Annotated in this window: 23 protein-coding genes, 1 rRNA gene and 1 pseudogene; 17 read left to right on the forward strand and 8 right to left on the reverse strand. The window is 43.0% G+C overall.

Features of this window, described 5'->3' with window-relative positions; genetic code table 11:
• Positions 1 to 47: 47 nt before the first annotated feature.
• Positions 48 to 275, reverse strand: coding sequence for a hypothetical protein (locus D5018_RS21560; protein WP_133309293.1), 228 nt, complete (start codon positions 273 to 275; stop codon positions 48 to 50).
• Between D5018_RS21560 and lexA the strand changes: the two genes are divergently transcribed.
• The 6 genes and pseudogenes from lexA to D5018_RS13350 all read left to right on the forward strand — a co-directional run bounded on the left by lexA (position 274) and on the right by D5018_RS13350 (position 6,194).
• Positions 274 to 891, forward strand: a complete 618-nt coding sequence (gene lexA / locus D5018_RS13325) for a transcriptional repressor LexA (protein ID WP_121839493.1) — start codon at positions 274 to 276, stop codon at positions 889 to 891. The two genes, D5018_RS21560 and lexA, sit on opposite strands and share 2 nt — an antisense overlap.
• Positions 888 to 1,361 carry a cell division inhibitor SulA gene (locus D5018_RS13330; RefSeq protein ID WP_165905063.1) on the forward strand — a complete coding sequence of 158 codons (474 nt, stop codon included), beginning with the start codon at positions 888 to 890 and terminating at the stop codon, positions 1,359 to 1,361. The genes lexA and D5018_RS13330 overlap by 4 nt, the downstream gene beginning before the upstream one ends.
• Before the next feature lie 612 nt (positions 1,362 to 1,973).
• Positions 1,974 to 3,080, forward strand: a pseudogene (gene coxB, locus D5018_RS13335) (cytochrome c oxidase subunit II); the annotation flags it as partial.
• 24 nt (positions 3,081 to 3,104) lie between these two features.
• The gene (gene ctaD, locus D5018_RS13340) at positions 3,105 to 4,739 is read left to right on the forward strand and encodes a cytochrome c oxidase subunit I (RefSeq protein ID WP_121839496.1); all 1,635 of its coding nucleotides are present in this window, start codon (positions 3,105 to 3,107) and stop codon (positions 4,737 to 4,739) included.
• Between the two features lies 1 nt (position 4,740).
• Positions 4,741 to 5,319 carry a cytochrome c oxidase assembly protein gene (locus D5018_RS13345; protein WP_121839497.1) on the forward strand — a complete coding sequence of 193 codons (579 nt, stop codon included), beginning with the start codon at positions 4,741 to 4,743 and terminating at the stop codon, positions 5,317 to 5,319.
• Positions 5,316 to 6,194 (forward strand): cytochrome c oxidase subunit 3, encoded by an 879-nt coding sequence (locus D5018_RS13350; protein WP_121839498.1) that lies wholly within the window; start codon positions 5,316 to 5,318, stop codon positions 6,192 to 6,194. The genes D5018_RS13345 and D5018_RS13350 overlap by 4 nt, the downstream gene beginning before the upstream one ends.
• A 7-nt stretch (positions 6,195 to 6,201) precedes the next feature.
• On the opposite strand, the gene D5018_RS13355 is transcribed toward D5018_RS13350, so the two are convergent.
• Entirely contained in the window at positions 6,202 to 6,420 is a 219-nt protein-coding gene (locus tag D5018_RS13355; protein ID WP_121839499.1) for a DUF2909 domain-containing protein, read from the reverse strand.
• On the opposite strand from D5018_RS13355, the gene D5018_RS13360 reads away from it, so the two are divergent.
• The 6 genes from D5018_RS13360 to D5018_RS13385 all read left to right on the forward strand — a co-directional run bounded on the left by D5018_RS13360 (position 6,368) and on the right by D5018_RS13385 (position 11,285).
• Complete coding sequence (locus D5018_RS13360) at positions 6,368 to 7,195, forward strand: SURF1 family protein (RefSeq protein WP_243637437.1); 828 nt, start codon at positions 6,368 to 6,370, stop codon at positions 7,193 to 7,195. The genes D5018_RS13355 and D5018_RS13360 overlap by 53 nt on opposite strands.
• A complete protein-coding gene (locus D5018_RS13365; protein ID WP_121839500.1) occupies positions 7,192 to 7,737 on the forward strand; it encodes a hypothetical protein in 546 nt (181 codons plus the stop codon). Before D5018_RS13360 ends, D5018_RS13365 begins: the two co-directional genes overlap by 4 nt.
• Positions 7,737 to 8,741, forward strand: coding sequence for a COX15/CtaA family protein (locus D5018_RS13370; RefSeq protein ID WP_121839501.1), 1,005 nt, complete (start codon positions 7,737 to 7,739; stop codon positions 8,739 to 8,741). The genes D5018_RS13365 and D5018_RS13370 overlap by 1 nt, the downstream gene beginning before the upstream one ends.
• Positions 8,738 to 9,646: a heme o synthase gene (cyoE, locus tag D5018_RS13375; protein WP_121839502.1), complete on the forward strand. Its 909-nt coding sequence runs from the start codon at positions 8,738 to 8,740 to the stop codon at positions 9,644 to 9,646. The genes D5018_RS13370 and cyoE overlap by 4 nt, the downstream gene beginning before the upstream one ends.
• Before the next feature lie 4 nt (positions 9,647 to 9,650).
• Positions 9,651 to 10,280, forward strand: a complete 630-nt coding sequence (locus tag D5018_RS13380) for an SCO family protein (RefSeq protein ID WP_121839515.1) — start codon at positions 9,651 to 9,653, stop codon at positions 10,278 to 10,280.
• 132 nt (positions 10,281 to 10,412) lie between these two features.
• Positions 10,413 to 11,285 carry a hypothetical protein gene (locus D5018_RS13385; protein WP_121839503.1) on the forward strand — a complete coding sequence of 291 codons (873 nt, stop codon included), beginning with the start codon at positions 10,413 to 10,415 and terminating at the stop codon, positions 11,283 to 11,285.
• 92 nt (positions 11,286 to 11,377) lie between these two features.
• Here the strand turns inward: D5018_RS13385 and gorA are convergent, their stop codons facing one another.
• Complete coding sequence (gene gorA, locus D5018_RS13390; RefSeq protein ID WP_121839504.1) at positions 11,378 to 12,736, reverse strand: glutathione-disulfide reductase; 1,359 nt, start codon at positions 12,734 to 12,736, stop codon at positions 11,378 to 11,380.
• Between the two features lie 103 nt (positions 12,737 to 12,839).
• Complete coding sequence (locus D5018_RS13395) at positions 12,840 to 13,556, reverse strand: hypothetical protein (RefSeq protein WP_121839505.1); 717 nt, start codon at positions 13,554 to 13,556, stop codon at positions 12,840 to 12,842.
• Between the two features lie 176 nt (positions 13,557 to 13,732).
• Here D5018_RS13395 and prlC point away from each other — a divergent pair, with 176 nt between their 5' ends.
• The 3 genes from prlC (at position 13,733) to D5018_RS13410 (ending at position 17,048) form a co-directional block, all read left to right on the forward strand.
• On the forward strand, positions 13,733 to 15,769 hold the full coding sequence (gene prlC, locus D5018_RS13400) for an oligopeptidase A (protein ID WP_121839506.1): 2,037 nt from the start codon (positions 13,733 to 13,735) through the stop codon (positions 15,767 to 15,769).
• A gap of 152 nt (positions 15,770 to 15,921) precedes the next feature.
• Entirely contained in the window at positions 15,922 to 16,452 is a 531-nt protein-coding gene (locus tag D5018_RS13405) for a thioesterase family protein (RefSeq protein WP_121839507.1), read from the forward strand.
• Positions 16,453 to 16,517: 65 nt separating this feature from the next.
• Positions 16,518 to 17,048 (forward strand): hypothetical protein, encoded by a 531-nt coding sequence (locus D5018_RS13410; protein ID WP_121839508.1) that lies wholly within the window; start codon positions 16,518 to 16,520, stop codon positions 17,046 to 17,048.
• 48 nt (positions 17,049 to 17,096) lie between these two features.
• Here D5018_RS13410 and D5018_RS13415 read toward each other — a convergent pair whose 3' ends face one another.
• Positions 17,097 to 17,990, reverse strand: coding sequence for a phytanoyl-CoA dioxygenase family protein (locus D5018_RS13415; RefSeq protein WP_121839509.1), 894 nt, complete (start codon positions 17,988 to 17,990; stop codon positions 17,097 to 17,099).
• Positions 17,991 to 18,130: 140 nt separating this feature from the next.
• Between D5018_RS13415 and D5018_RS13420 the strand changes: the two genes are divergently transcribed.
• Positions 18,131 to 19,168: an isoaspartyl peptidase/L-asparaginase family protein gene (locus D5018_RS13420; RefSeq protein ID WP_121839516.1), complete on the forward strand. Its 1,038-nt coding sequence runs from the start codon at positions 18,131 to 18,133 to the stop codon at positions 19,166 to 19,168.
• A gap of 49 nt (positions 19,169 to 19,217) precedes the next feature.
• Here D5018_RS13420 and ygfZ read toward each other — a convergent pair whose 3' ends face one another.
• Positions 19,218 to 20,177 (reverse strand): tRNA-modifying protein YgfZ, encoded by a 960-nt coding sequence (gene ygfZ, locus D5018_RS13425; RefSeq protein ID WP_121839510.1) that lies wholly within the window; start codon positions 20,175 to 20,177, stop codon positions 19,218 to 19,220.
• Positions 20,178 to 20,488: 311 nt separating this feature from the next.
• On the opposite strand from ygfZ, the gene D5018_RS13430 reads away from it, so the two are divergent.
• The gene (locus tag D5018_RS13430) at positions 20,489 to 21,172 is read left to right on the forward strand and encodes an outer membrane beta-barrel protein (RefSeq protein WP_121839511.1); all 684 of its coding nucleotides are present in this window, start codon (positions 20,489 to 20,491) and stop codon (positions 21,170 to 21,172) included.
• A 36-nt stretch (positions 21,173 to 21,208) separates the two neighbouring features.
• Here the strand turns inward: D5018_RS13430 and D5018_RS13435 are convergent, their stop codons facing one another.
• Together D5018_RS13435 and rrf are read right to left on the reverse strand one after the other, a co-directional pair.
• Positions 21,209 to 21,445: a hypothetical protein gene (locus D5018_RS13435; protein ID WP_121839512.1), complete on the reverse strand. Its 237-nt coding sequence runs from the start codon at positions 21,443 to 21,445 to the stop codon at positions 21,209 to 21,211.
• Between the two features lie 438 nt (positions 21,446 to 21,883).
• A 5S ribosomal RNA gene (gene rrf / locus D5018_RS13440) occupies positions 21,884 to 21,999 on the reverse strand.
• Positions 22,000 to 22,010: the final 11 nt, after the last annotated feature.

Consider the following 22,010-nt stretch of genomic DNA (forward strand, 5'->3'; position numbering starts at 1 on the left):
AATCAAAAATTTAGATTGAAATACAATATTAACGCTCAATATTGAAATTAACTAAACTGATTGGAGCAATGGTCAGTCAATATTAAGGTAATACCATCACCTGATAGGCGTGGGTTGACTTTCCACTCAGTGCCTAACGACTTTATCTGACTTAGATTCACTTCCCTATTCGGTTTGCCTACAACATAAACAAAGATCACTTGGTTAACTCTTGCGCTATGGTAATTACTGTATATAATACCAGTAACACTGTATGAACAAACAGGTATTGCCATGAGACCTCTAACGCCAAGACAAGCCGAAATTTTAGAATTGATCAAAAGCAATATTTCAGAAACGGGCATGCCTCCAACCCGCGCTGAAATTGCCCGTCGTTTAGGGTTTCGTAGCGCCAATGCCGCTGAAGAACACTTAAAAGCGTTAGCCAAAAAAGGCTACATTGAGATCATGCCAGGTACCTCCCGTGGCATTCGTTTAACTCAAGAAGTGACAGAGCAAGAAACGGGTCTACCGTTAATTGGCCAAGTCGCCGCTGGCGCACCTATTCTCGCTCAAGAACATGTTGAGCAACATTACCAAGTCGATGCTCACTTATTTAAGCCTTCCGCTGACTTTTTACTGCGTGTTCGTGGTGACAGCATGAAAGATATAGGCATCTTAGAAGGTGATTTGTTAGCGGTACATAAACAGCAACAAGCCAATAATGGTCAAGTGGTGGTAGCGCGGCTTGAAGACGAAGTCACCGTGAAACGTTTTGAGCAAAAAGGCAATTTGGTTTATCTACATGCTGAAAATGAAGACTACGCCCCAATTGAAGTCGATTTAAGCTATGAGCAATGTGAAATTGAGGGGCTAGCTGTCGGTGTAATACGCAATGGAGAATGGCTATGAGTATGCAAACAATAGGAACACAACACCATCCTGGACTTTGGCAAAGTGATAATGTTTGGCAACCTCAAGCCATTAACACGGTGCAAACTCAGTCTTATGGATTGACGGAACTGCAAACGCTAAGTCCACAGCTGGCTCAACTGAGCCATCAAGGGCGATGGCTAGTATTAATCAACCCCCCAAGCAACAATTTCAAAACCATTTTGGCTAAAGCAGGCATTGCCATCGACAAAGTTTTGTTAGTCCACACTAAAGATGAAGTTGAAACGTTATGGGCTATGGAAAAAGCACTGACCTCAGGCACCAGTAGTGCCGCGATTTGCTGGACATCCAGCCTAGATATGAAAGACAAACGTCGCTTGCAATTAATCACTAAAAGCGCACGTGCGATGGGCATTATTTTTGAAACAGAAGCTGAGATTTTACCCTCTTTAACAGAGACACCTATCATGGCTGCCTACGCTAACTGACTTTCCCTGTAGTACTTGAGTTTAACTTCAATTATTACGGCATCGGTCTGCCGTTAATGACCTTTGCCTGAGGCGTCACTCCCCTGTTTCATTCTCTTAATCACAATGCCTTTATCATCTTATTTTTTCCTCTTGTCACACAGCAGAACCCTTGGTTGATTTTCTGCCAGCAGAAAATATCAAAAACCTTAACTTGATCAATCGGTAAGCACCAAGTATGGTAATCTGAATAATAAATTAACAATTTATTATCATTTACTGATATTTTTAATTAAAAGAAAGACATAAAAACCTAGCAAAATTCGATATGAGTGCTTTTCTTATAGTAAGGCAGTTCGCTCGATAAACTGTTTTAGGTTGAAATGTCCCAGTAAAAAGCTGTCGTACTATTTGATTCGCTGTTAAGCGCAAAAGTGGAAACACCAAAGCAGTATGAAATAATAACACCATTGTCGTACCGTAATAGACATGCCGCACAGTCTCACCTCGGAGTTATTAAAAGATATAAACCACTACGCTCTTAGATATCAACAAGCTTTTGGGAACCGGAGAGTTCGCATAGGGCTAAGGGATACTGTGTAACTCTTCTTTGTTTAACAAAGGAGACGTCAAGTGAAGCGAGTGTTGTATTGTTTATTGGCCGCACTAATGGTGCCGCCTGTTTGGGCCGAATCGATGCGCCTAAACATGACTCAGGGGGTGACAGGAATAAGCCAAGAGGTTTATCACCTGCACATGACTATTTTTTACATTTGCTGTGTGATTGGGGTGATTGTATTTGGCGTGATGCTCTACGCCATAGTCAAACATCGCAAATCTAAAGGCGCTGTTGCAGCCAATTTCCATGAAAGCACCAAAGTCGAAATCTTATGGACCCTCATTCCATTTGTAATTTTGATTGCCATGGCCATTCCTGCAACCAAAACCTTATTGGCGATGGAAGATCCCAGTAATTCCGATCTCACCATTAAGATCACAGGCTCTCAATGGAAATGGCATTACGATTATTTCGATAAAGGTGTGGGATTTTACAGTGTCCTTGCTACACCAAGAGATCAAATCGAAAACAAACAAGCCAAGCAAGAACACTACTTGCTGGAAGTCGATAAACCATTAGTTCTACCCACCGACCGTAAAATCCGCTTCCTAATGACCTCAGATGATGTGATCCATTCATGGTGGATGCCTGCATTTGCCGTTAAAAAAGATGCCATCCCCGGCTTTATCAACGAGGCGTGGGCCAGAATCGACAAGCCCGGTACTTATCGCGGTCAATGTACCGAACTGTGTGGTAAGGATCATGGTTTTATGCCTATTGTGGTGAAAGCCGTTGAAGGTCCTGAATTTGATACTTGGCTTGCCTCTCAAAAACAAGCCCAACTTGATGCCGCAGCCAAAGCTAAGGCAGCCCTATCTAAAACCCTCACTAAAGACGAACTCTACCAAAAAGGCGAAAAAGTGTTTCTCGCCCACTGCGCCGCATGTCACCAACCTACAGGCTTAGGTATACCAGGGGTATTCCCAGCATTGAAAGGTGCAGAAATTGTGCTTGGCCCAGCTGAAAAACACATTCATATCGTTAAGTTTGGTTGGCCGGGTAGTGCAATGCCTGCTTTTGGTAAACAGTTAACGGCTGAAGAAATTGCAGCAGTAGTCACATACGAGCGCAATGCATGGGGCAATAACGTGGGTGATGCGGTGCAAGCTGCTGACGTCGATAAAGTTGAAAAGTAAGGGATAACAATGACTACAGCAAACCCTCAAACAAATGAAACCGTCGAAACCATCCATGAAGAAACGGTTGAGACGAATCACGATGATCACGGTCATCATGAACAGCCACCAAAAGGTATCATGCGCTGGATATTGACCACTAACCATAAAGATATCGGTACGCTTTATCTGTGGTTCAGTTTAACCATGTTCTTTATCGGCGGTGCAATGGCGATGGTGATCCGCGCCGAGCTATTCGAACCAGGCTTACAATTAGTTGAACCTCATTTCTTTAATCAGATGACCACGGTTCATGGTCTGATCATGGTTTTTGGTGCCGTTATGCCAGCATTTACTGGACTGGCGAACTGGTTAGTACCCATGATGATTGGCGCACCCGATATGGCTCTGCCTCGTATGAATAACTGGAGCTTTTGGATCTTACCTTTCGCGTTTTTGATTTTACTTAGCTCACTATTTATGGAAGGTGGTGGTCCAGACTTTGGTTGGACTTTTTATGCTCCACTTTCGACCAAATACAGTGGTGACAGTACCGCATTATTTGTGTTTGCCATCCATATTATGGGGATCAGCTCCATCATGGGCGCCATCAACGTAATTGTCACTATTTTCAATTTACGTGCGCCGGGCATGACGTGGATGAAGATGCCATTATTCGTATGGACTTGGTTAGTCACGGCATTCCTATTGATCGCTGTAATGCCTGTACTCGCTGGCGCAGTGACCATGGTACTGACAGATAAGTTCTTTGGTACCAGCTTTTTTGATGCCGCAGGTGGTGGCGACCCTGTAATGTTCCAGCATATTTTCTGGTTCTTTGGTCACCCCGAAGTGTACATCATGATCCTACCTGCTTTTGGTATTGTTTCGGCCATTATCCCTGCCTTTAGCCGTAAAAAGCTATTTGGCTACTCGTCAATGGTGTACGCCGTTGCCAGTATCGCCATTCTATCCTTTGTTGTTTGGGCACATCACATGTTCACCACAGGGATGCCTAAGGTCGCGCTACTGTTCTTCATGTACTGCACAATGTTAATTGCGGTACCGACAGGAGTGAAAGTCTTTAACTGGGTAGCAACGATGTGGAAAGGCTCACTTTCGTTTGAACCGCCAATGTTATTTGCCGTAGCCTTTGTGGTGCTGTTTACCATAGGTGGTTTTTCAGGCTTAATGCTGGCGATGACGCCCGCTGATTTCCAATACCATGATACTTACTTTGTGGTAGCACATTTCCATTATGTTCTAGTGACCGGAGCCATCTTCTCCATTATGGCCGCCGCCTATTATTGGCTGCCTAAGTGGACAGGACACATGTATTCCATGACCCTAGCAAAATGGCATTTCTGGTGTTCAGTGATTTCGGTGAACGTGCTTTTTTTCCCAATGCATTTCTTAGGCTTAGCTGGGATGCCACGCCGTATTCCTGATTACAACATTCAATTTGCCAACGTGAATGAGATAGTCTCCATCGGTGGTTTTGCCTTTGGATTGTCTCAATTGCTGTTCTTAGCACTGGTCATTAAATGCTGTCGTGGCGGTGAAAAAGCACCAGCTAAACCGTGGGATGGCGCTGAAGGACTAGAATGGGAAATCCCAAGCCCTGCGCCGTATCACTCATTCACGACACCACCAGAGGTGAAGTGATATGACGGCCTCAACCCAATCCAATAAAAAGCTGATCACCTACTTGGTGTTAGGTTGTCTTGGAATGTTTGGGTTTGGTTTTGCCTTGGTTCCTCTATACGACATTATGTGCGATACCCTTGGGATCAATGGCAAAACAGCCACTACGGCACAAGCTTATGATCAACAAGTGATTAATAAGAGCCGCACCATAAGAATTGAGTTTATGGCGCACATTCAACCCGGTATGAAGTGGGATTTTGGCCCTACAACCAATGTGCTAGAAGTTCACCCCGGTGAGCTGGTCAAAACGGCATTTGTGGCAAAAAATAATGCCTCAAAGCGCATGATTGCACAGGCTATCCCCTCTATTTCTCCCGGTTTAGGGGCTAAATACTTCCATAAAACCGAATGTTTCTGTTTTCAGCAACAACCGGTAGACGGCCAAAGCCCTGCGGACTTTCCTTTAGTCTTTTTTGTTGATCCACAACTACCTAAGGACATACACACCTTAACTCTTTCCTATACTTTGTATGACATTACAGAGAAAACGCTAGGTGAAGCGTTAACGGGTCCACAAGCACAAGGAGTTACTCCATGAGTACCCATGAACATTATTACGTCCCCGCACAAAGCGGGTGGCCGATTGTCGGTGCTATCGGTTTATTTCTAATCGCCTTTGGCGCTGGTCATTATGTAGCGCAAATTGATACCTACGGCCATGGTGGCTGGGGAATTTACGTGTTATTAGCAGGTATTGCTACCATTCTCTATATGATCACAGGTTGGTTTAGAACCGTGATAAATGAGTCGATGACGGGCCTATACTCGTCGCAAATGGATCGTTCATTTCGACAAGGCATGAGCTGGTTTATTTTCTCAGAAGTGATGTTTTTTGGTGCCTTTTTCGGTGCGCTATTTTTTATCCGAATGTTTTCAGTGCCTTGGCTTGGCGGTGAATTCCATTACACCTCTACCCATGAATTTTTATGGCCAAACTTTGTTGCTGAGTGGCCGTTAGTTAAAACCCCGAAAGGTGACACTACCCAAGCAATGCCATGGCACGGTTTGCCACTATACAACACCATCATTTTATTGGTTTCTTCGGTCACCTTGCATTTTGCGCATGTAGCATTAGAAAAAGGCAAGCGTAGTGCATTAAAGGCATGGCTAGCGGCAACGATTGTACTAGGTCTTTGCTTCTTGTACCTGCAAGCCCATGAGTATATTCATGCTTATACTGAGCTTGGCCTTACCCTAGAATCTGGCGTGTATGGTAATACATTCTTCATGCTCACTGGGTTCCATGGTTTGCATGTCACCATAGGCACCATTTTCTTAATCACTCTGTTTATCCGCATCCTTAAAGGCCACTTTAGCCCTGATAAGCATTTCGCTTTTCAGGCAGGTAGTTGGTATTGGCACTTTGTTGATGTGGTGTGGTTGTGTTTATTTGTGTTCGTTTACGTACTCTAACACACCACTAATGTGGCGTAGGGTTGGGGTGTATCCAACCTAGCCCTATTGCCACCACTAACGCGATAACCACCAGCACCGAAACTAAAACTCGACGTCCTAGATAGCGACTCATGGGAACTGAATCATCACTTTTAACCATGATGATCATTGCGCGACCAAGGTTAAAAATAATGAAAAGTAGTAAGCATACTAATACGATTTTAAACAATAACGTTGTAGTCACGGGCTGGCCTCATTGGTTGGGGTTTAGTCGCAAACTGCTGGGTTATCTTTTTACTTTGGCGCTATTTATCTTATTAATCAAGTTAGGTTTTTGGCAATTACAACGCGCAAATGCCAAAGCTGTCTATGAAAATTCATTAGAGCAACGTCAACATCAAGCTCCTCTTAATTTTGACGAGGTGTTGTCTCAACCAGATCCTATGACTTTAATCGGCGCAAACCTAACTGCGACGGTTACCCCCACATCTCAACCTTTGATCTATTTAGATAACCAAGTGTTTGAAGGCAAAGTGGGGTATTTGATTTATCAAGTCATGAACGTTAAGGGGGGCAGCCATCAATTATTAGTGGAATTAGGCTTCACACCTGCGCCGTTAGATCGCAGTGCTTTACCGAAAGTCACTCCTTTCAGCGGAACTCAAACGCTAACGGGTCGCCTTTATTTTAAGCAAGCCAATCCATTTAGTGACCGTTTACTACCAGAATCAACGACGGCACTTCGAATACAAACATTACACATATCTGAGTTAGCACAATATTTAAATATATCATTAGCGAAAGTGGCGCTACAGCCAAGTAGTCATAGCTTTGATGCCCAACAACAACCGCTAGCCAAGCCTTGGCAGCCTATCCCGCTATCGTCACAAAAGCATTTGGGTTACGCCGTACAATGGTTTTCTATGGCTGGCGTATTGGCTTTAATCATTATTTATCGTTGGTTTAACGCTCGCCGTTTTTCTGCCCAATCACAACTAAAAAATAAGGAGCAAGGATGACCTCCACCAACCAATCAAGCCGAAAACAACTATTACTGCTGGCTGCAGTGTTTGCTCTACCCATAATAGCAGCGCAGCTATTTTTAAGCCTCGACCTTTATAAAGGCGGCAGCACTAATAAAGGCGAGTTACTGCCAAGTTCGCTCAGCTATCAAAGCCTTAATATGGATAATCCTAACCCCGGGAAATGGCAAATGTTGTATCAGATGCCTGCTGACTGTCAGCAAGCTTGCCAGCAACAATTACATTTATTACAGCGCAGTTTCATAGCATTGGGTAAAGAGCAAGACCGAGTTCAACCTGTGGTTATATTATCCAGTGGCAGTGATGAATCACTGCTTAAACAGTTCAATTTTGTGACCATCAAAGCCACCTCAGATTTACCCAACTATTTATCTCGACAACAAATTATTACGGTTGATCCTCTTGGTAAGTGGGTCACTCGATACGAACTAAAAACAGATCCTCATGATCAAGTCATGCAAAGTAAAGCCATGCTCAACGATTTACGCAAACTGCTGAAATTATCGAGGGTTGGCTAATGACATTAAAAAGACTGGTTCAATGCTCTATCGTATTTGCCTTTATTGTGATTTTAATGGGTGCGTTTACCCGACTTTCCGATGCTGGATTAGGCTGCCCTGACTGGCCCGGTTGCTATGGTCACCTTGCCGTTCCCTCTGAAACCCACGAACTGGATAAAGCCAAACAGCTCTACCCTGAGCTGACCGTAGAAAGCCACAAAGCATGGCTAGAAATGATCCACCGCTATTTGGCGGGCATACTTGGGCTGATGATTTTAGCGATTTTAATCTTATGTTGGCGACAACCCTCTGCACCTAAAAAGCTATCGGCGGCCATTGCTGCTTTAGTGATTTTTCAAGCATTATTGGGCATGTGGACGGTTACCATGAAGTTGATGCCAATAGTGGTTATGGGGCATCTGCTGGGTGGTTTCAGTTTGATTTCATTATTACTGCTACTCTATTGGCGTCTCACTCCCTTGCAACTTAGCCATACGATGTCTTTATCACCTTCTATCAAACTATTAGCTTGGTTGGCATTAGGCACACTCATTATTCAAATTATGCTTGGTGGCTGGACGTCCTCTAACTATGCAGCATTGGCTTGTACGACATTGCCATTTTGTGAAGGTGATTGGCAAAGTCAGCTTAATTGGGCTAAAGCGTTTTCTCCATTTCAAGGAGACCACATCAGCTTTGAATACGGTGTTTTAGATTGGGCTACCCGCATGACGATTCATGTTAGCCACCGAGTTTGGGCTATTGTCACCAGTATCTTCATTATCTGGTTAGGGCTTAAGCTATTGTTTCAACACCAAGGATTTTTACGCACCTCAGCCATCATTATGTTGGGGTTATTGGTAGTACAAGTCAGCTTAGGGATCAGCAACATCGTATTCCATCTGCCTCTGTCTGTTGCAACTGCCCATAACGGCGTTGCTGCTTTATTACTGCTGTCCGTTGTCACTATCACTTTCGGGATTTACCAAACTGCTCAAGAAGATCACAGGAGTTCACTATGAATAAATCAGCAACTTTAACCTCCAATAATCATCTCTTGAGCCATTGGCGCGATTATTTGGAAATGACCAAACCCAAAGTGGTGGCTTTAATGTTACTTACGGTATTAGTGGGCATGTGTCTAGCCTTGCCGGGGGCTTTGCCAATACAAGAAATGCTCGCTGGAATGGTTGGCATTGGATTGATGGCTGGGTCGGCTGCCAGCTTAAATCATCTTATCGACCGCCGTATTGATGCTATTATGGCTCGCACATACAACCGCCCGCTGCCAAAAGGGCGAGTATCAGTAGCCAACGCATTGATTTTTGCCGGCGCTATAGGCGCTTTAGGTTTTGCTCTTTTATATGTATTAGTTAACCCGTTAACCGCTTGGCTCACTTTTGCAAGCTTGATTGGTTATGCCTTGGTGTATACCGCTTACCTGAAACGTGCAACATCACAAAACATTGTGATTGGTGGATTGGCTGGTGCTATGCCACCACTACTAGGTTGGACAGCTGTGACTAATGAATTTCACGGTTATGCCATGTTGTTGGTGATCATCATTTTCACTTGGACACCACCGCACTTTTGGGCGCTGGCCATTCACCGCCAAAAAGAGTATGCCAAGGTAGATATTCCCATGCTACCCGTAACCCATGGTAGTGAATTTACTAAAACCTGTATTTTACTTTATACCGTATTACTCGGCTTAGCCTGTTTACTGCCCGTGATTGTGGGTATGAGTGGTGTCATTTACTTAATTGGCTCAACTCTGCTTAGTGGCATGTTTGTCTATAAAGCTTGGCAACTTAAATATCATGACAAACCGGGGCTTGCGATGAATGTGTTTAAGTTTTCCATCTATCACTTGATGGTGTTGTTTTTGCTGTTATTAGCAGATCACTATGTTGTGGCATGGTGGTAAGCCCATGAAAAAGCCTATTGTTATCGCCATTGCCATGCTTATCGCAAGTTTAGGCGCTATCACAGCTTGGCAACTTCAACAGCCTAAAGCACCACTGACACTTGCCACCAGCTTTGAGTTTCCGACGCCTCAACCTGTTATTCCTTTTGCACTAACAGATCAACACGGTAAAGCTTTTACCAATCAGTCGCTACAAGGTAAATGGACATTGGTATTTGTAGGCTTCACCTCATGCCCAGATATTTGCCCTACTACCATGGGGAAACTCTCAGCCGCCTATCCAAAACTCAAAAAACATGCCCCATTTCAAATCATGTTCTTATCTGTAGATCCTCAGCGAGATACGGTCACCAAGCTCAAAGATTATATGGATTTTTTTAATCCTGAATTTGTAGCTGTTACTGGAGAACATACTCAGTTAGTGCCTTTGACTCGTAACCTTGGTATGGCGTACACAATAAACGGCGAAGGAGAGGATTATTTAGTGGATCACAGTGCTTCTATGACTCTTATCTCACCTCAAGGACAGCGTATTGCCATCATCAAACCCAAAGCAGAAATTGGCAAAATTCCTCATATTAAAAATAAGGAGTTAGTGGCAGATGTTGAGGCTTTGATGGAAAAATGGAATTAAGTGAAAGTAGTTTCATTCCAACCATTTGTTCCTGAATCTAATCTTAACCTTGCATAAATTACAGACGTATTAATTTGTGACACAGTATGACTGTTGATATTTTGTACTCCCCTTATTAAATTTGAGTATTAAATGACAGTCATTTCGGATCAGCAGACACAATCATGGCTGCAGTATGCTTATGCAAATACACCCGATCTTGAAACCTGTTTAGGATTTGGGGTTACTGGTGCTATAGGTTTTGCAACTGGCGGCACTTCGATGATGTGCAGTATGTTATTTCTCCGCTACGGAAAGCAAGCCCCTATTTCCTACATTGTTCACAAAGGAATGGTTAACGCTCAAGCATTATTTTTCAGTAAGGAAAATCAGCAACGATCAGATGTAAAAATGCTCTTTAACGTTCTCGGTGTCGTTGGCGATGCTCTAGTTATTGGTAATACGGGTGTCGATGATGTATTAACAGGAACACTCACCGCTGGTGCCGGCATCATTGGAGGAGTCGTTAGTTCTGAATTACTTAGTAACCTAACGAGATTAAAAGAATACAAACTCGAATATTCTACTCCTGGCCGACTGATTAAGTTCTCAACAGCCTTATTAGGTGGATATTTTTCTACACAGTACCTTACGAATTATCTCGCCCAATCCCCAGAAAACTTGACGACTGATCAATACAATAATCATACAATGAGTAACAGCAGTGAATCATACGTTGAGCAAGCCACATCTAACCCTCAAGCAAGGACATATTACCCTAATAATCCATCATTAAAAATCAGTCCGGCATCAAACACTGCAATCAGCTCTAACTCCGCGTCAGTTGGAGTTTGCCAAGGTAATGTTTGTACTTTACCAAAAAAAATCATATCGCCTCTAAAACTCAATCACACAACTCCAATTATCTCACCCAAAGATAAAGATAAAAAAGAAGAATGCAATGAAACACAACCATCTATGTATGAACGAGTGAAAGATTGGTTAAAAGGAGCGCAGTGGTGGTAAAAAAGAATAAATATTGCTGGATTCATTAAGTTCACCCACAAGCTGATAAACGAGTATCAGCTTGTGTGATCAATTTTAATACAAATTTAACACTAACCCGTCATAGTAACGAATTCCTCAGCCCCTGTAGGGTGAATCGCCACAACCGCATCAAAATCTGCCTTGGTGGCGCCCATTTTCATCGCCACACCGAAGCCTTGCAGGATTTCATCCATGCCGAAACCAATACCATGAATACCGACAACTTTTTCATCCTCACCTGCACAAATTAATTTCATTTTGCACGCTTGACGGTGAGAGGTTACTGCTGTGTACATAGACGTGAAACCTGAGGTATAAACCTTGATGTTTTCAGCGCCATACTCAGCAATGGCATCAGGCTCAGTTAACCCCATAGTACCAATTGGTGGGTGACTGAATACCACTGTAGGAACATGGGTATAATCCATTTTTGCATCATGCATGCCGTTAAATAAACGCTCTGACAATAAACGTCCTGCTTTTACCGCAACCGGAGTTAGCTCAACCCCGCCTTGCATAATATCACCCACACAATAAATGCCTTGCTGAGTGGTATTTTGCTGCTCGTCGGTAATGATGTAGCCACGCTCATCGTGCTGTACTTGAGTATGCTCAAGTCCAATGGTATCAGTAGACGGACGACGCCCAATCGCCCACACTAGGCAATCCACATCATAGCTTTCGCCATTGGCAAGTTTAAGGGTTAAGCTACCATCGTTATTTTTGATGACCGATTCAGGTGTACTGTTGGTGTGTAGCTGCAGACCACTTTCATCCATGGCATCCACTAACGCTTCTGACAGCATAGGGTCAAAGTTACGTAAGGGTGCATGTTTACGAACAAACAGATGAGTATCACTACCCAGCCCTTGCATTACGCCTGCTAATTCAACCGCAATATAACCTGCACCAACAACCGCTACGCGCTTTGGCTGTTCACGCAATGCAAAAAAGCCGTTTGAATCAATACCGTGTTCAGCACCTGGGATATTCGGGATTATCGGTGCGCCGCCAGTGGCAATCAGAATATGGTCTGCCGTGTATTGCTCGCCATTGACCTCAATGGTGTTGCTATCGACAAAGCGACCATAACCGCGAACCAAGGTCACGCCATTAGATTCAAGACCACGATCATAAGCGCCATGAATGCGCTTAATATAGGCTTCACGGCTTGCAACTAAAGTATTCCAATCAAAATTATCGACACTGACATCAAAGCCATAGTCTTTAGCATACAGATGAATCGCTTCAGCCACCTGCGCCCCATACCACATCACTTTTTTTGGTACACAACCCACATTGACACAAGTGCCACCGACATGCTGCGCTTCAATCAAAAGTACTTTTGCACCACGCATGGCAGCACGATTGGCAGAGGCTATGCCGCCACTACCAGCGCCTAAACAGATATAATCAAAATGCTGGGTCATAAAACTCTCCGTAATTCGGTCTAATGGCTGATACCATATGTCTGATCTATTGAAATAACAATAGCTAACCTAAGAATATCGAATAGACCGAATTAACGAAAAATTACTTCCACTTATAATGCAGAGTTATGCCACCAAAGGTTTCATCATGGCTGCGACCGTCACCTTCGTATTTAAGTTTTACATCGCCTAAAGCCCAAGTATGCGCCACATAAGTGCTGAGCTCTAATTGCGAAGTCAGCTGATAGTTCGCCTTCACGCCTAATTCACGATGATTCTGTCCGTCGTGTTTTTTTGTGCTATAGCCAAAATCCCAGCCTTCTTGAAAATAAGGGTGTAACTTAAGTTTCGGTGTCAGTTCAATATTGCCTTTTAGGTCGACTAAGGTGAAATAGCCATCTGACTTGGTTTCATAAATGGTGCGCCACGATGGCGTCAGCCACTCTAAGCCTTTATAAGCCACAACCACATCAAACTCGTGGCCGCGATAACGCAAGTTATTCTCACCATTTGCTCCTGCCCAGTCATAGCCAAGTTTCACAGTAAAATCTTTCGTCGGCTTAAATAAATAATCAATGCCTAAATCCAGCTCAGTAAAGCCTTCGTCAGTGCCGCGACCCAATGCCACATATCCGCTTAACGCGCCTTGTTTAGCACCCATTTCAGCCCATGCAACGCCGCCATCTTTGAGCAGTAATCGCCCTTTTGACACATATTGGCTGTCCAGCCGCCCTTCAACGTAAAACGATGTATCTTGTGCAAATCCTGTTTGTTGTACAGCCAACGTCCCAATCAGCAATAACCACGACCCAAATTGCATTTTTATTCATTATTTCCAACTAAAAACCAATTGCAGCTACTATAATGCAGTCGAAATTTTTTGTAAGAATGCGATTTCAAAATTGTGATTCAGCTCTTGTTCAGCTTCACATCTTGATTTTTTAACAAGCTACCCATACTTAAGAACTATCATCATGATTTTTATTAAGGGCATATATGAGCACGGCAATTCCTAGTGATACCTTACCCCAATTTTCCAATATTCAACCTGAGCACATACAGTCAAATATTGAACAAGCCATCCAGCATTGCCGTGACACCATTGAAAAGGTGCTCACTCATTCAGGCACGCCAACATGGGACAGTTTGATTACCCCGCTAGAGCAAGCGGATGATGAGCTGAGCCAAGCTTGGTCTCCAGTATCACACATGAATTCTGTCGTTAGCACCGATGAGCTTCGCGCTGCCCACGACGCTTGTCTGCCTTTACTATCTGACTACGGCACCTTTGTTGGTCAACACCAAGGCTTGTATGAAGCTTATTTGGCTTTGCAAGCTTCTGATGAGTTTGCTTCACTGTCACAAGCCCAAAAAACAGTGATTGAACATGCCATTCGTGATTTTAAGCTGTCAGGCATCGGACTCAAAGATGAAGCTAAACAGCGTTATGGCGAGATCAAAAAGCGCCTATCTGAGCTTACTAGTCAATTTTCTAACCAGCTTCTGGATGCCACCCATGCTTGGAGCAAATTGATCACAGATGAAGCGGAATTAGCTGGTTTACCAGAATCTGCACGCGCCGCCGCCAAAGCCATGGCGGAAGCCAATGAACAGCAAGGTTGGTTGTTTACTCTGGATTTTCCGTCGTATTTACCCGTAATGACCTACAGCGAAAATCGAGAGCTACGTGAAGAGTGTTACCGCGCGTTTTCAACTCGCGCTTCAGATCAAGGCCCCAATGCGGGTGAATTTGATAATTCATCTTTAATGGATGAGATCGTCGGCTTACGTCATGAAATTTCTCAATTACTCGGTTTTGACAGTTTTGCCGATAAATCCCTCGCCACGAAAATGGCACAAACGCCTGAGCAAGTGATGGATTTTCTTAACCAATTGGCTGAGCGTTCAAAACCACAAGCGGAAGCGGAGCTGGCAGAGCTTAAACAATTTGCCAAAGACGAGTTTAATGTTGATGAACTTGCGGCTTGGGATATCGGCTTTTATGGTGAAAAACTGCAACAACATAAATATCAAGTATCTCAAGAAATGCTTCGCCCATATTTTCCAGAAGACAAAGTTCTCAGCGGCTTATTTTATACCGTAAATCGTTTATTCGGTCTTAAGATCAGCGAGCAAATAGGAATCGATACTTGGCACAAAGACGTACGCTTTTTCAATATCTTAGATGATAAAGATGAGTACCGAGGTAGCTTCTATTTAGACCTATACGCACGCAGTGGTAAACGTGGCGGCGCATGGATGGACGATTGCCGCGTTCGCCGTACCACCTCCACAGGGCTACAAAACCCAATTGCCTATTTAACCTGTAACTTCAACGCTCCTGTCGATGGTAAGCCTGCACTGTTTACCCATGACGAAGTGGTGACTTTATTCCACGAATTTGGTCATGGTATTCATCATATGCTGACTCAAATTGATGTTGCTGATGTCGCTGGCATTAACGGTGTACCTTGGGACGCGGTTGAGTTACCAAGTCAATTCTTAGAAAACTGGTGTTGGGAGCAAGAGGCCCTTGAGCATATCTCAGGTCACTTTGAAACGGGTGAGTCATTACCAAAGACCATGTTAGACAATATGCTTGCGGCTAAGAACTTCCAATCCGCCATGATGATGGTGCGTCAGCTTGAATTTTCACTGTTCGACTTTACTTTGCATTGGCAATTTAATCCTGAGCAAGGGGCACAGATCCAGCAAGTACTTGATGCAATAAGAAGCCAAGTGTCGGTGGTGATCCCACCCAATTTTAATCGCTTCCAGCACAGCTTTGCCCACATTTTTGCAGGGGGTTACGCCGCTGGCTATTACAGTTACAAATGGGCAGAAGTCCTGTCAGCCGATGCCTTTTCTCGTTTTGAAGAAGAAGGTATTTTCAATGAAACGACTGGCCGTAGCTTTATGCATAACATTCTAGAAATGGGCGGCTCTGAAGAACCAATGGAGCTATTCAAGCGCTTTAGAGGTCGTGAACCACAAATCGATGCCTTGCTACGCCACAGTGGTATTGCTGCTTAACAATCCATGAAATAAAGAACTATTCCCACTTTGGCGCTCAAGATGAGCGCCTTTTTTTGATCATCGCTATCTTGCTGTCTGGTACGACCTCTGCTAGCCTAAGCTCTTATTTAAAAAGGAATTAAGTTTCATTTAACAACACTAGGAACTCCATGAACCTGTATTTTCGACTTTTTTGGCTGTTTATTTGGCGAATAAAACACTGTAACAACATTGGCTTTCTCGATACAAGTACCATCAAATTTCGTGCTCTTCCCAGCGATTGCGATGTCAATTTTCACCTGACTAATTCTCGTTATGCGGCCTTTATGGATCTGGCTAGAACTTACATGATGGCGGAAATGGGGCTACTCAAAAAATTTATCAAACTAAAATGGATGCCTATCGTCAATGCTTCCGAATTTACTTACATTCGAGATATTAAACCGCTAGAACGTTTTTGGATTGAGTCAAAAATTGTTGGGTGGGATGAAAAGTACTTCTACCTTGAACAGCGTTTTATGACCAAGAGAGGATTACACGCCATCGCTCATGTTCGAGGCGTATTTATTCATAAGCGCAAGCAAGTTCCTTTAGACGAGCTCTTAACTACCGTAGGCTTTGACGAAGAACAACCCATATTGCCGCCAGAAATGCAGCAATGGATTGAGTTTTTAAAAGTGAAAAAAGAGCAGAATATTTAATAGTGACCTTTTAACCGAATACTCCTTACTCTAAAATACGCCGTTTTGATAAGTAAGGAAACGACGTGCGTATTTTAATCGCCACAACTTTTATTGCTTTATGTCTTCTTGGTTGTAAATCCACTGAGCATAATAAAGCAACCAAGCAGAAAGCAATTACAACCTCATTAATAACAACTCCAGCCAATCAGGATGAGTTAATTTATTTTAAAAAAATGTCAGGTATATTCATTTCTGTATACTCAGGAATTTCTGACTTCCCTCTTGGCTATGACACTAAATCAATAAAGTACTTAGATGAACTATTAAACAGTAAACACGTAAGAGAATCAAAGAGGCGAGATTACTACATTAATATGGCAGGTAGTTTTTTAGGAGAAGCTTTTATTCATACTTACGGAGGAGAATGGGTTAAATATAACGGTGAGTATGCAATTAAACACGATAGAAACCATCTAAGCTTCCCTTTTGGAAAAGTATATCGCGTTTTAGAAAATGGTGGTAAAGGCGATATTGAAGCAATGTACGCTTTAGGCGCTTTAACACCAGAGCAGATAAGCGATTTACTAAAAGAAAACAGTGCCAAAAACGAATAAACGTAGTTAAATTTTAACATTTAGCGCTGTCATTAACTTCACAAAAATCTACCAGCTTTTTAGAGTTAACCAATAACTCATGGTTAAGGCGACACGCTTCATGATTTGCAGTCTCAATCGTTCGCCAAAACCAGTGTTAGAACTTGGCTGAAAAATATTGCGGATCTGTTTTCGTAAAGCGCTTGCATGTTGACGGCGCTTTTGCTTGTCAGACAGCCCATTGATCCGTTTTTCCAACAAAAAGTTACCTTTATTCTCACCTCTCACTAGCATGGCGGACTCTGGCAACCCTACTTTTTTGGCGTTAGCATTCACATAGCGTATCGCAAGTCCAATACGACGATCATCTGTGGTATTCGGTGCAGAGCCATGAATTAACTTAAAGTGATGCAGTGACATTTGTCCAGGTTGTAGCTCTAAAAATACGTGCGGTTTACCTTCAAGTTCAGACTCGGCAATCGTCTGTCCTCGAGTCAATAAATTACCCTTAGCATAAGTGTTTGCTTGCTCGAGCAGAGTATGGTGACTGGCAGGTAATATTTTCATGGCACCTGACGCCTCTGTTGCCGGACTTAACGCCAGCCAAACCGTCACCACATCATCCGCTTCAACGCCCCAATATTGCGCATCTTGATGCATCGAAACAAAACGGTCACTGTGAGGCTCTTTAATGAATAAGTTACTCATGTAACACAAGATATCAGAACCGATTAACGACTCGACTTGATCTAAAATCTGTGGGTGATGAACGATTTTATCTGCCCAATTAAACAGTAGGTAAGACTTATTGCATTGTCCTCTATCGAGCACTTTGCCTTGAGAAGCCTCTATCGATTCAAGCTCGGCTCTGAGCTGTTTTGCTTCCTCTTCAGAAAAAGCCTCAAGTGGACATAAGTACCCTTGATGGCAGTAATGACTGATCTGCTCTTGAGTTAAGCTCATATTGTAAAACTCCGATACGACTGCTTGCTTGAACAAAGCATAAACTAAATTTTCATTATAGAGGCAAGACCTGTTGCGGTTGTACAATTATCCATCATCAAATAGCATAGGGTAAAATGACTTTAACCATCGCCAACCCTATGACTTCAAAACTAAAATATTTAGCGGCAACACTGGTCGCAAGCGCGTTACTTTCTCAGCCTGTATTAGCTCAATCATCCATAGCCATTGCAATTCATGGCGGAGCAGGCACGATTTCACCTCAAAGTATGACTTCAGCACAAAAGCTGCGATATGAAGCAAAACTGAAACAAGCCACCGACATGGGCTATAACATTTTGGCAAAAGGCGGCAGCAGTATTGAGGCCATCAGTGCTGCGGTTAACGTCCTTGAAGACTCTCCATTGTTTAATGCTGGTATTGGCGCGGTATATACCTATGATGGCGCTCACGAACTCGATGCTTCAATCATGGATGGTAAAACCTTAAATGCTGGCGCGGTAACTGGAGTCAAACACATCCAAAACCCCATTAATTTAGCAAGACTTGTGATGACACATTCGGTTCATGTGATGCTCTCTGGTGAAGGAGCAGAAGAGTTTGCTTTACAACAAGGCATGCCTTTAGTCGCTAACAGTACCTTTGATACCGAGCGTCGCTATCAGTCGTTACTCAAAGCGAAACAGAAATTGCACGACATTAAAGCAAAATCAAAATCTGGGGCTGACTATCAAGCCAATTACGTCAACTGGGACAATAGCTACAAAATGGGGACGGTTGGCGCTGTAGCCGTAGATAAGCAAGGAAATATCGCAGCCGCAACCAGCACTGGTGGTATGACAGCCAAGCGTTACGGTCGCATTGGTGATTCGCCAATCATTGGCGCAGGCACTTGGGCAGATAATGACTCGTGCGCCGTTTCTGCTACTGGGCATGGTGAGTATTTTATTCGTTTTAATGTTGCTTCAGATATTTGCGCTCGGGTGAAGTATCAAGGTAAAGATATTCAAAAGGCGAGTGATGAAGTCATTTTCGGAGAAATGAAACAAGCGGGCGGAACAGGAGGTGTTATTGTGGTCGATGCCAAAGGCAATGTCGCCATGTCTTTTAATACCCAAGGCATGTATCGAGCTTTTCGTAAACAAGGACAGCAAGCACAAGTGGCGATTTTTAAATAGGAACCGCCAGTTGGCATTAACTTTATAGGTTAATGCCAACCTTATTTGATTATTCGTCTTCTTCTAAAGAATACGGCAACGACTTGATTTGCAAACGACTGTCCAAATCACCAGCGACTCTTAAATGTGCCGAGCTATCAGTATCATTTGCCAATACAGCAGTTAACAGTACCTCATCATCACGCTGCACATACTCAATGATGTTACCCGCTTTTCGAAAGCCAGACTCTAATTCAATTTCTAAGATAGCATCTTTATTGAGCTTACCTGAGACATTCCCTTCAAGAATAAACAGCGCTCGCTTCAATCCACCACGATATTTCATTCTCGCTACGGTTTCTTGCCCCATATAACAGCCTTTGTTAAAGCTGATCCCGCCTACCGCTTGCAGATTGCACATTTGAGGAATATATTCACCTCTGTGATTCGCTGACACATTAGGGTAACCATTCGCTATTTCAAGTGCTTGCCAACTGCTCGACTCATAAACCTTTTGATCACCAAATAGCTCAGAAGCCTTGCCTGTAGACATTAAAATAAGGAATCTTTCACTATCTTTAATGATAAAACCATCATTAACAACTGTGACTTTTGAGCTTATTTCACCAAAACGCTCAGATACAAAAGCCTCGGCTTTCGCTCCCGCCACACCAAAAATCACCCACTGATCGCTAGCATCGTCTAAGGTTACTTGACTGAATACCGCATATTTCTGAAGCTGTGGTAAATCTGCGGCAACGGTGCTCTTAGGCATTAGCATTAAAAACTGTTCGTAGGCCCTTACCAACCTAAAGCTTGCCAACATTTTTCCTTTAGGATCGCAATGTGCGCCCCACACCCAATTGTTTTCAGACAATCCAGCAACATCTGCGGTAACTTGACCGTGAAGAAAGCTCGATGCTTGCTGGCCTTCAGCAGAGATAATGCCTAAGTGAGATAATTTAGCGATCAATAAATCTGGTACCGTTTCCTGCAAAGACCAATCTGGGTTATGTAAAGTGACAGACATGTGGGACGTGTTCCTAAGTTATTTTCTTTGATTGTAGCGAATTGAGCTCATTTACGAAACTGGCAAACTTAAGTGAATAGTCAAAGATAGAGTCGCTAATAATAAAGCATTTTTCGTTACTTAGCCTGTAAATTAAACCCCATAAATAGCACATTTCAAACACCGCAATGCTTCAGCCCTACAGTTTCACTTTAAATTATGAGCAGTTGTAAGTATCAGTTAAGCAATCAGGCTTAAACTAACTAAACCGACTGAGATCGTTATCAATAAATCTTATTGAATTTCCCCCAACACAGCAGAGGTTATGTTGCATGAATAGATTGTCCAAAATTTCACTTGCTGCAACTTGCTTGAGCGTTTCCCTCACATCATTAATGGCAAGTGCTGAAACATTTAATTATAACTATGCGGAAGTGACTGGTTTATTCGGGAAAACCGAATTTAATGCCACTAACAAAAACATAAATCAAAAGCCTGATTTGTCCACCAAAGGGTTCGGGATCACCGTTCAATATTCTCCTTATGAAGGGCTATATCTCAAAGGAGTCGCTGACCGCTTAAAAATTGATGATAGTAAAGATTATGGAATGCAATCCTATGCTGTAGATGGCAACTCAACAACCCTAGGTGCACTTGTAGGCATGTACGCCCCCGTCACTGATAACATTGATGTACTCGGCGCCATAGGTATCGCCAATGTAAAGGATGACTTCACAACCTCAACTCGGTTAATGGATCCACCTACAATTGATACCAAATCAGATGAAAGCAGACTCCGATTCTATGGTGAAGCAGGTTTTAAAGCAGGGTTAGGCACATGGGGAGAATTAGATCTCATGTATCATCGCTTAAATGACGAAAATTATTTCTCAGCCACAGGTAATTTTGAAATCACTGATAACTGGGGTTTACAAACTGGGTATAGCTACAGCCGGAGTGGTAAAAACCGTGAACGCTATGGCACTTGGATAGTCGGCGTTCGATATTCATTCTAATAACCTATTACAGCCGATGCGCTATCATCGGCTTTTTTAGTATTGCTGCCAAGCACTGGCATAGATAATCAAAGCTACCTCTAATGCGCCCAATACACCAAACAACAACGCAAAGTGCCACCACTTAATATTTTTATCTCTTGCTAATAAACCTTCACCTACACACCAAGCAGTGATCAACCCTAACCAAGCCCAGTTGGAAGTGATAGGCAATACTAAAAATGCCCCTAAAATTAAGGCAAAAAATACATTTACAAGGATCAGTGCTCGCATAAATACATTCCATTATCAGCACATGCCTAATGATGAAAACTAAGCTTCAAAATAGACAGAGACCTAAAAATTTATATTATGATCAATGGTTCTCATAAATTCCATGATCTTACTCATTATGAAAAGTGGTTTATGTAAAAACTGAGAGGTTTGAAAGGTTAGTTAACCTGAGCTCTGTATAAAGAAATCAGTACTGTTTTGTTTTTACAAATAAAATATAAATTCAATCTACGGTGCGGCTAATTTTGTGTAGTTCAAGGCGGAACAGTTCGTAATAGCCAGCCTATTTCTGGCTGTTCTAACGCAAAAATACGCATAAGTAGCTGTGCTGTAGAGGTTTGCTTATGCAGAGCTCAGGTTAGTTATATGAAGCCAAATGAATTCGTTTAAAACGCAAAAATCCCCTTAGCCTAAGCTAAGGGGATTTGCTTATTTGGTGTCTGGCAATGACCTACTCTCACATGGGGAAACCCCACACTACCATCGGCGAGGCTGCGTTTCACTTCTGAGTTCGGGATGGATTCAGGTGGGGCCACAGCTCTATTGTCACCAGACAAAACTGGTT

Source organism: Parashewanella curva, assembly GCF_003675895.1.
Classification (GTDB): Bacteria; Pseudomonadota; Gammaproteobacteria; order Enterobacterales; family Shewanellaceae; genus Parashewanella; species Parashewanella curva.

Bases quoted from the DNA above. Each gene is read 5' to 3' on its own strand.
- D5018_RS13370 (WP_121839501.1), top strand. From the start codon at position 7,737: ATGACATTAAAAAGACTGGTTCAATGCTCTATCGTATTTGCCTTTATT.
- lexA (WP_121839493.1), top strand. From the start codon at position 274: ATGAGACCTCTAACGCCAAGACAAGCCGAAATTTTAGAATTGATCAAA.
- ygfZ (WP_121839510.1), bottom strand. From the start codon at position 20,177: ATGTCTGTCACTTTACATAACCCAGATTGGTCTTTGCAGGAAACGGTA.
- D5018_RS13385 (WP_121839503.1), top strand. From the start codon at position 10,413: ATGACAGTCATTTCGGATCAGCAGACACAATCATGGCTGCAGTATGCT.
- D5018_RS13365 (WP_121839500.1), top strand. From the start codon at position 7,192: ATGACCTCCACCAACCAATCAAGCCGAAAACAACTATTACTGCTGGCT.
- D5018_RS13430 (WP_121839511.1), top strand. From the start codon at position 20,489: ATGAATAGATTGTCCAAAATTTCACTTGCTGCAACTTGCTTGAGCGTT.
- D5018_RS13405 (WP_121839507.1), top strand. From the start codon at position 15,922: ATGAACCTGTATTTTCGACTTTTTTGGCTGTTTATTTGGCGAATAAAA.
- D5018_RS13360 (WP_243637437.1), top strand. From the start codon at position 6,368: ATGAAAAGTAGTAAGCATACTAATACGATTTTAAACAATAACGTTGTA.
- D5018_RS13380 (WP_121839515.1), top strand. From the start codon at position 9,651: ATGAAAAAGCCTATTGTTATCGCCATTGCCATGCTTATCGCAAGTTTA.
- prlC (WP_121839506.1), top strand. From the start codon at position 13,733: ATGAGCACGGCAATTCCTAGTGATACCTTACCCCAATTTTCCAATATT.
- ctaD (WP_121839496.1), top strand. From the start codon at position 3,105: ATGACTACAGCAAACCCTCAAACAAATGAAACCGTCGAAACCATCCAT.
- D5018_RS13420 (WP_121839516.1), top strand. From the start codon at position 18,131: ATGACTTCAAAACTAAAATATTTAGCGGCAACACTGGTCGCAAGCGCG.
- gorA (WP_121839504.1), bottom strand. From the start codon at position 12,736: ATGACCCAGCATTTTGATTATATCTGTTTAGGCGCTGGTAGTGGCGGC.
- D5018_RS13415 (WP_121839509.1), bottom strand. From the start codon at position 17,990: ATGAGCTTAACTCAAGAGCAGATCAGTCATTACTGCCATCAAGGGTAC.
- D5018_RS13395 (WP_121839505.1), bottom strand. From the start codon at position 13,556: ATGCAATTTGGGTCGTGGTTATTGCTGATTGGGACGTTGGCTGTACAA.
- D5018_RS13435 (WP_121839512.1), bottom strand. From the start codon at position 21,445: ATGCGAGCACTGATCCTTGTAAATGTATTTTTTGCCTTAATTTTAGGG.
- D5018_RS13345 (WP_121839497.1), top strand. From the start codon at position 4,741: ATGACGGCCTCAACCCAATCCAATAAAAAGCTGATCACCTACTTGGTG.
- D5018_RS13330 (WP_165905063.1), top strand. From the start codon at position 888: ATGAGTATGCAAACAATAGGAACACAACACCATCCTGGACTTTGGCAA.
- D5018_RS21560 (WP_133309293.1), bottom strand. From the start codon at position 275: ATGGCAATACCTGTTTGTTCATACAGTGTTACTGGTATTATATACAGT.
- cyoE (WP_121839502.1), top strand. From the start codon at position 8,738: ATGAATAAATCAGCAACTTTAACCTCCAATAATCATCTCTTGAGCCAT.
- D5018_RS13350 (WP_121839498.1), top strand. From the start codon at position 5,316: ATGAGTACCCATGAACATTATTACGTCCCCGCACAAAGCGGGTGGCCG.